Annotated in this window: 8 protein-coding genes; 6 read left to right on the top strand and 2 right to left on the bottom strand. The window is 70.8% G+C overall.

The window, feature by feature from the left end; genetic code table 11:
* The 5 genes from J7E97_RS13280 to J7E97_RS13260 all read left to right on the top strand — a co-directional run.
* Positions 1-824: AIM24 family protein (locus tag J7E97_RS13280; RefSeq protein ID WP_215026304.1), on the top strand; the 824-nt coding region annotated here is incomplete at its 5' end.
* A gap of 29 nt (positions 825-853) precedes the next feature.
* On the top strand, positions 854-1,534 hold the full coding sequence (locus tag J7E97_RS13275) for an AIM24 family protein (RefSeq protein ID WP_215026307.1): 681 nt from the start codon (positions 854-856) through the stop codon (positions 1,532-1,534).
* 17 nt (positions 1,535-1,551) lie between these two features.
* Positions 1,552-2,307 carry an AIM24 family protein gene (locus tag J7E97_RS13270; protein WP_215026301.1) on the top strand — a complete coding sequence of 252 codons (756 nt, stop codon included), beginning with the start codon at positions 1,552-1,554 and terminating at the stop codon, positions 2,305-2,307.
* Positions 2,308-2,456: 149 nt separating this feature from the next.
* On the top strand, positions 2,457-3,188 hold the full coding sequence (locus J7E97_RS13265) for a peptidase inhibitor family I36 protein (protein ID WP_215026298.1): 732 nt from the start codon (positions 2,457-2,459) through the stop codon (positions 3,186-3,188).
* Positions 3,188-4,705: a phosphodiester glycosidase family protein gene (locus J7E97_RS13260; protein ID WP_215026295.1), complete on the top strand. Its 1,518-nt coding sequence runs from the start codon at positions 3,188-3,190 to the stop codon at positions 4,703-4,705. Before J7E97_RS13265 ends, J7E97_RS13260 begins: the two co-directional genes overlap by 1 nt.
* 70 nt (positions 4,706-4,775) lie before the next feature.
* Here J7E97_RS13260 and J7E97_RS13255 read toward each other — a convergent pair whose 3' ends face one another.
* Positions 4,776-5,300 carry an NUDIX hydrolase gene (locus J7E97_RS13255; RefSeq protein WP_215026292.1) on the bottom strand — a complete coding sequence of 175 codons (525 nt, stop codon included), beginning with the start codon at positions 5,298-5,300 and terminating at the stop codon, positions 4,776-4,778.
* A complete protein-coding gene (locus tag J7E97_RS13250) occupies positions 5,297-6,745 on the bottom strand; it encodes a zinc-dependent metalloprotease (protein ID WP_215026290.1) in 1,449 nt (482 codons plus the stop codon). Before J7E97_RS13250 ends, J7E97_RS13255 begins: the two co-directional genes overlap by 4 nt.
* A 193-nt stretch (positions 6,746-6,938) precedes the next feature.
* Here J7E97_RS13250 and J7E97_RS13245 point away from each other — a divergent pair.
* The coding region (locus J7E97_RS13245) for an SDR family oxidoreductase (protein WP_215026285.1) at positions 6,939-8,033 on the top strand (1,095 nt) is incomplete at its 3' end.

Below are 8,033 nucleotides of genomic sequence, written 5' to 3'. Positions count from 1 at the left end.
CCCCGGCCCCCGCGCCGTACGGACAGCAGCCGCAGCCCTCGTACGGGCAGGTTCCCGGCCAGGCCCCCCAGGCGCCCGGCCAGTTCCCCGGCCAGCAGCCGCCCCCGTACGGCCAGCAGCCCGCCGGCTACGGCCAGCCCGGGCAGGCGGCGCCCGCCGTCGGCGCCGGACTCGCCGCCGCCCTCCAGCCGTACAAGGAAGCCCCCACGGGTGCCCGCTGGACCCCGCAGAACCAGCAGCTCATGCGCGTCGACCTGTCGATGGGCGGCCAGGCCGTCCTCGCGCGCCAGGGCAGCATGGTGCTCTACCAGGGCAAGGTCGACTTCAGCTACAAGGGCGCGGGCTTCGCCGGCCGCATCGTCGGCAATGCCACCGGCCAGGAGATGCAGCTGATGCGCTGCACCGGCCGCGGCCAGGTCTTCCTCGCGGAAGACGGCGCCCACCTGCACGCCATCGAGCTCCAGGGCGACGGCATCTGCGTCTCCGCCGAGAGCGTCCTCGCCTTCGACGAGTCGCTCCAGCACGAGGTGCGCCGCATCGAGGGCCACGGCATCCCGGGCGGCGCGCTGTTCACCATGCAGTTCCAGGGCACCGGCACGGTGATCATCAAAACCCACGGCGTGCCCGTCGTCCTGCCCGTCACTCCGACCACCTTCGCGGACAGCAACGCCATCGTCGCGTGGTCCTCCGCCGCCCAGGTGATCATCTCCAGCCAGGTCCGGCTGCGGCGCAACGCCTACCCCGGCCACAGCGGGGAGACCGTGAACCTCCAGTTCCGCGCCGCTCCCGGCAACTTCATCGTCGTCCAGCCGTACGAGGTCTGAGGGAGCCCCACATGAATGCCATGAACGCTATGAACCAGCAGCTCGCGGGCTACGCCCCGACCCCCGTCACGGCCCGCATGGAAAACCACGGCCGGGCCATGCTCAAGGTCGCCATGCAGAGCGGCCAGGACCTCTTCGCGCGCACCGGATCGATGGTCGCCTACGAGGGCTTCGTGCAGTACGAGCCCAACCCGCCGGCCGTCCGCCAGATGGCCTCGCAGTGGCTCACCGGCGAGGGCGCCCCCCTGATGAAGTGCACGGGCGACGGCCTGCTCTACCTCGCCGACTACGGCGCGGACGTCGTCGTCATCAACCTCAACAACGACTCCCTCTCCGTCAACGGCACCAACCTGCTCGCCTTCGACGCGCACCTCCAGTGGGGCGTCGAGCGGGTCAAGGGCATGGCCAAGTTCGCCGGCCAGGGCCTCTTCAACGTGTCGGTCGCCGGCACCGGCTGGGTGGCGATCACCTCCCGGGGCACCCCGATCGTGGTCGACTGCGGCCGGGGCGAGGACGAGACGTACGTCGACCCCGACGCGCTCGTGGCGTGGTCCCCGAACCTCAAGGTCAAGGGGAAGCGCAGTTTCAAGGCCTCGTCGATGATCGGCCGGGGTAGCGGGGAGGCCTACCAGATGGCCTTCTCCGGCCAGGGCATCGTCGTCGTCCAGCCCAGCGAGGACAGCACCGACCGGCTCCGAGCCCGGGGCTGAGGGGGAGAAGGCACATCATGCAGAGCTCACTTTTCGCCCACGCCGAGGCGCAGTCCCAGGAGCGGTACGCCGTCCAGAACCCGCAGCTGCTGCGGGTCTCGCTGAGCGGCTCCGACGACGTGCTCGCGCGCAAGGGCGCCATGGTCGCCTACCAGGGCATCATCGACTTCGACGGCGAGTACCAGAGCACCGGTCAGCGAAACGCCCGCAGCCGCACCGGCGAGGGCCTGGACCTGATGCGCTGCTCGGGCCAGGGCACGGTCTACCTGGCCAACCTGGCGCAGTACGTCCACGTCCTGGACGTCGACCAGGAAGGCCTCACCGTCGACAGCAGCTACGTGCTGGCGCTCGACTCGACCCTGCACACCGAAGTCATCGCGGTGGACAGCCAGTACGGGATCTCCGGCTCCGGCAAGTACCAGCTCAACATCACCGGCCGCGGCAAGGTCGCGCTGATGACCTCCGGGCAGCCGCTGATGATGCAGGTCACGCCCGACAAGTACGTCAACGCCGACGCGGACGCCATCGTCGCCTGGTCCACCTCGCTGCGCGTGCAGATGCAGGCCCAGACGCACTCCACCAGCGTGTGGCGGCGGCGCGGGAACACCGGCGAGGGCTGGGAGCTCAGCTTCCTCGGTACTGGCTTCGCGCTGGTCCAGCCCAGCGAGGTGCTCCCGCCGCAGAACGCCCAGATCGGACAGGGCGCGGCCGCGCAGTTGGGCATGGGCCAGCACGGCGCCCACGCCCAGAACCAGAACAACGCCTGGAACTAGGCATGTAAAGACAATTGCCATTGCGAATAAATGCAGGCAATTGGCCTTAGGTGCGACATCGGGCCTAGATCCCTTGTTTCGGATCATTCCGGGGTAGGAGGCTGGGCCCGGTGTCGTGACCTGTGAAGTCTTTGCCAGAATGTGGCACCATGAAGATCAATGTGTTGCGAGGCTCCCTGGTTACGGGAGTCCTGGCAGTCCTCGGTTCCTTGCTTTTCGCAATTCCTGCAAACGCGGCAGGCTATGACGACTGCACCGAGGGGCTCTGCCTCTACAGCGCTGCCGACGGCGGCAGCGCGACCGGCCTGCCGGTCGAGAAGTTCACCACCACCGACCCGAACGCCGAGTGGTACGCGGCCTCCTACTCGACCCGCAAGCACTGGGACGACAAGACCGTGTCGGTGTCGAACCGCACCAACCAGTGGGTCTGCTTCTACGCGGACGACCGTCTCGGCGGCGCCGTCGAAGCCGTCGCTCCGAAGAGCCAGCGCAATCTGGTGGACCTCAAGGGCAAGGTGAGCGGCCACAAGTTCGCGCCGTCCCAGGGCATGTGCTTCACCGGCTACGAGCGCTGCCCCGTGGACATGCTCTGCTTCTTCCAGGAGCCCTCCGGCCGCGGCCCGATGTTCTCCACCAACACGCTCCGCACCAGCTACACCGCGTCCTGGAGCGACAAGATCCGCTCCGTCCGCAACCGCACGGCCACGACCGCCTGCTTCTACAAGGACCCGGACTTCAAGGGCGTCTGGGACACCATGTACGACGGGAAGGCCTCGTCCTTCGGCGTGATCTCGGGCGACAGCACCACCCTCTCCCGCGACTTCGACCTGAGCTTCGACTCGCACAAGTTCGCCGACACGCTGGAAGGCTGTGCCGTCTGATGAAGACCTCCGGCATCCGAACCCCTCGCCTTCCCAAGGCCGGCACGGCGGCCGCCGCGGCGCTGACCGTGGCCCTGCTCCTCGCCGTTCCCGGCGCGACGAACGCGGCACCCGTGGACACTCCGGCGCTCCCCGGCTGGGTGGCGGGCGGGCAGATCGCCCCCGGCGTCGAGCGCATGCACCTTCGCGACGACAGCCGCACCATGGACCCGAAGAAGCCCCGGAAGGCTCCGCGCGAGCTGACCGTCATCCGGATCGACCCGGCCGTGGCGTCGCTGCGGATCGAGAGCACCACCGGTAAGGCGGGCACCGCCGAGACCGTCCGCGACCAGCTCATCACGCAGGAGCGCAAGCCCTTCGCCGCGATCAACGGCAGCTACTTCATGCTGGAGGGACGCACCCAGGACAGGAACCTCGAGTCCGCCCAGAGCTTCGGTGCGACCGTCCGCGACGGTGAGCTGATGGGGGCCGCCTGCATCGATACGGCGAAGCGGTCGTCCCTGATCCTCCAGTACGGCGTTCCCCGCATCGCCAACGTGTCCACCGTCATGACCGTGGCGCAGAAGGGCACGCCGGGGACGTCCTTCACCCTCGACGACGTCAACCGCGTACCCGGCACGCCCATGGCCTGCCAGCGCGAGGCCGAGGACGGCGTGCTCAAGGACGGGGTCCGCAAGGCGGTGAAGTACACCGACGTGCACGGCAAGCCGGTCGCCGTGTGGCCCGATGCCACGGAGTTCGTGCTGTTCAACGACAGCTACGGAATCCCCACGCCGCCGAAGGGCACCAACACCAACGACTCCGACGACCCCGACAGTGCCGTCACCGGCACCAACGTCGTCACGGCCGACGACCAGGACGGCTACGAGGTCGAGGTGGACGCGACCGGGAAGATCACCAACAAGTGGGATGTCCGCGGCAACCGGACGGTCCGCAAGGGCTACCGCAACCTCCAGGCGATCGGCACCGCCGAGGTGACCTGGCTGAAGTCCATGGCCGCGGCCGGCGCCACCCTGGACATCGCCCAGACCCTCAAGGACGTCGACCTCGATCAGGCGATCCCGCTCGACGAGTCCGTCGACGTCATCGCGGGCGGCGCCATCCTCATGAAGGACGGCGTGGACAAGAAGGCTCCCGACGGTTGCTCGCGTCTCGACCCCGCGACCCCCACCGAGGGTGTCACCCAGATCTGCCGTTCCTCCCGCACTGCGGTGGGCGTCGACCAGCAGGGGCGGACCCTGCTGCTCACGGTCACCGGGCCGCTCGCGCCCAGTGACCCCGCCGACAAGGTGGACGGCGCGTTCTTCACCGAGGTGACCCAGGCGCTGCAGTCCCTCGGAGCCATGGACGCCATCAACCTCGACGGCGGCGGCTCCACCACCCTGCTGACCCGTCCCATCGCCGAGGACACCCTCATCCGCGAGTCCGGTGTCTCCGACAGCACCGGTGAGCGGGCCGTCTTCGACACGGTCTACGGCGGTCCCGGCGGCTACGCGCTGCCCCCGAAGACCCCCTGATCCCGATACCCCTGGAGGTGGGGGCGGGCCGCGTCTGTGACGCGGGCCGCCCCCACTCGTTTCCACGCGGTCAGAACCGCGCCAGGGACGCCTCCATGAGCCGCACCACCGAGGTGTCGGCCACCGCGGCCACCTCTCCGTACGGGAACCAGCGCAGGTCCAGCGACTCCTCGCTGATCGCTTCGACCGCCCCGGTCGGCGCCAGCGCCGCGTACTGCACGTCCAGGTGCCAGTTGCACGGAGCGGGGATCGGGTGCCGGTCGAGCCGCACCGGACCGCCGGGCAGCAGCGTCAGCCCGTCGGCGATGCCCGACTCCTCGACGGCCTCGCGCAGGGCGGCCCCGGCGAGCGTCGTGTCACCGGGCTCGCAGTGCCCGCCCATCTGGAGCCACAGGCCGAGCTTCTTGTGCAGGGTCAGCAGGACGCGGCCGCGCGCCGGATCGATCACCAGCGCGCTTCCGGTGATGTGTCCCGCCTGACAGGGCTTGTAGACGCCGTCCGGATGGGCGGCCAGGTGCTCCAGGTACAGGTCCCGCAGCTCGGGCTGGTCCTCGTAGGACTTCAGGACCGATTCCGCGTCGTCGTGCAGGCTCACTTCTCGTCGTCGCCGTCCTGCTCGCGGCGGTCCTCTTCGCGGCCGTCCTGTTCCGGCTTCCGGGCGGCGGCCTCGCCGAGCATCTTGTCGATCTCGGAGAAGTCCAGCTGCTCGCGGTGCACGAAGCCGTCCGGGTCGTCCAGGTCGGAGGCCGTCGGCAGCATGTCCGGGTGCTCCCACAGTCCGTCGCGCCCGTCCACACCGCGCGCGTCCGTGAGCGAGGCCCACAACCGGGCGGCGTCGCGCAGCCGGCGAGGCCGCAACTCCAGCCCGATCAGCGTCGCGAAGGTCTGCTCCGCCGGACCGCCCGAGGCGCGCCGCCGGCGCATGGTCTCGCGCATGGCGTCCGCCGAGGTCAGCCGGGGCTTGGCCGCCTCGTGCACGACGGCGTCGACCCAGCCCTCGACCAGCGCGAGCGCCGTCTCCAGGCGGGCCAGCGCGGCCTTCTGCTCGGGCGTGTCCTGCGGCTGGAACATGCCGCCCTGGAGGGCTTCCTGCAGCTGCTCCGGGTTCGACGGGTCGAGCTGGCCGACCACGTCCTCCAGCTTCGAGGTATCGACCTTGATGCCCCGGGCGTAGCCCTCGACCGCGCCGAAGAGGTGCGAGCGCAGCCACGGCACGTGCGCGAAGAGGCGCGCGTGGGCGGCCTCGCGCAGCGCCAGGTACAGCCGGACCTCGTCCGACGAGACGCCCAGGTCCTTGCCGAAGCCCTCGATGTTCAGCGGCAGCAGCGCGGCCTTGCCGGCCGGACCCAACGGCAGCCCGATGTCGGTCGAGCCGACGACCTCGCCCGCGAGGGTGCCCACGGCCTGGCCGATCTGCTGGCCGAACATGGCCCCGCCCATGGAGCGCATCATGCCGAGCAGCGGGCCCGCCATGGCCTGCATCTCCTCGGGCAGTACGCCGCCCATGGCCGCGCCGACGCGCTCGGCGACCGGGTCCACGAGCTCCTTCCACACCGGGAGGGTGGCTTCGACCCACTCGGCGCGGCTCCAGGCGACGGCCGTCGCGGCGCCGGACGGCAGCGAGGTCACTCCGTCGAGCCAGTGGTCGGCCAGGCGCACGGCCTCCTCGACCGCGGACTTCTCCGCGACGCCGACGCTGGCGTCCTTCACCCCGTCCGAGGTGCCCTGGGCCACGGTCTGGCGGGCGATGTCCTTGGCCATGTCCCAGTTGACCGGCCCGCCCTCGTAGCTCAGCATCTGGCCGAGCTGCTGGAACGCGGCGCCGAGGTCGTTCGGGTTCATCGAGCCGAACATCGCGGCGAACGGATTGTCGGCTCCGCCCATGCCACCGGCGCCTCCGGGCAGCCCCCCGGGCATGCCCGCGCCGAACCCGAACGGATTCGGGCCGCTCTGACCGCCCTCGCCGCCCTTCTTCTTGCCCTCGTCGCCGTCCTCCGGCTCCTCCGGCGGAAGGCCGAATCCGAATGGGGTGTCGCTCACGGGGTTTCCTCGGCTCGTAGGGCCGCCGGCGGGTGCCGGCGGGCAACGGTTCGACAGCTCCACCCAGCGTAGACACCAGAGCCGCATCCGGGCTCGGTGCTCCGCCGGGTCCTGGGCTGCGGCAGGATGGACATCACCTGGTAGGTACGCGTCACGGCGCGTCCCTACTGAAGACAACCGCTGGAGACGCCTGGTGAGTTCCCCGGATCCGCACGCTTCGGACAAGCACAGCTCGGAAAACCGCCCTGAGCAGGGCGACGGCGCCGAGGGCGTTCGCCAGCCGCGTAACCCGGCCGGCTCCCAGCGGCGAGGTCCCGTGATCGCCGTGACCGGCGCCGCGTCCGGGGTCGGCGCCGCCCTGGTCACCAGGCTGGCCGAGTCCGACGAGGTCAAGCAGGTCGTCGCGATCGACGAGCGGCGCGGGGACTGCGCGGCCGCGCAATGGCACCTCCTGGACGTGCGGGACCCGGCGATCGCCGAGAAGCTGCGCGGCGCGGACGTCGTGGTGCACCTGGCCCTGGACCTGAACCTGGAGACCGACCCGGCGGCCCGCACGGCGTACAACGTGCGCGGCACCCAGACCGTGCTCACCGCCGCCGCCGCGGCCGGAGTGCACCGGGTCGTGCTCTGCACCTCGGCGATGGTCTACGGGGCCCTGCCGGACAACGACATCCCGCTCTCCGAGGACGCCGAGCTGCGGGCGACCGCCGAGGCGACCGGCGTCGGCGACCTGCTGGAGATCGAGCGGCTGGGCCGCCGGGCGCCGCGCGCGCACCCCGGCCTGAACGTCACGGTGATCCGCCCGGCCGTGCTGGTCGGCGGCACCGACACCGCGCTGACCCGCTACTTCGAGTCGCCCCGGCTGCTCGTCGTCGCCGGATCCCGCCCGACCTGGCAGTTCTGCCACGTGGAGGACCTCGTCAGCGCGCTGGAGTACGCGGCGCTGGAGAAGGTCGAGGGCGAGCTGGCGGTCGGCTGCGAGGGCTGGCTGGAGCAGGAGGAGGTCGAGGAGCTCAGCGGCATCCGCCGCATGGAGCTCCCGTCGGCGGTGGCCCTGGGCGCGGCGGCCCGACTGCACCGGATCGGCCTGACCCCGTCCCCGGCCGGGGACCTGGCGTACACGATGCACCCGTGGGTGGTCAGTGTCAGCGGGCTGCACGCGGCGGGCTGGCGGCCGCGCTGGACCAACGAGGAGGTGCTCGCGGAGCTCCTCCAGGAGGTCGCGGGCCGGCACACGGTCGCGGGACGCCGGCTGGGGCGCAAGGACGCCACGGCCGCGGGCGCGGCC

Origin of the sequence: Streptomyces sp. ISL-66, from assembly GCF_018614135.1 — a bacterium.
Classification (GTDB): Bacteria; Actinomycetota; Actinomycetes; order Streptomycetales; family Streptomycetaceae; genus Streptomyces.
This window is presented reverse-complemented; position numbering and strand designations above follow the sequence as displayed.

What these genes read in the sequence shown, in the direction of transcription:
- J7E97_RS13275 (WP_215026307.1), top strand. Translation starts at nt 854, where the DNA reads ATGAACCAGCAGCTCGCGGGCTACGCCCCGACCCCCGTCACGGCCCGC.
- J7E97_RS13270 (WP_215026301.1), top strand. Translation starts at nt 1,552, where the DNA reads ATGCAGAGCTCACTTTTCGCCCACGCCGAGGCGCAGTCCCAGGAGCGG.
- J7E97_RS13265 (WP_215026298.1), top strand. Translation starts at nt 2,457, where the DNA reads ATGAAGATCAATGTGTTGCGAGGCTCCCTGGTTACGGGAGTCCTGGCA.
- J7E97_RS13260 (WP_215026295.1), top strand. Translation starts at nt 3,188, where the DNA reads ATGAAGACCTCCGGCATCCGAACCCCTCGCCTTCCCAAGGCCGGCACG.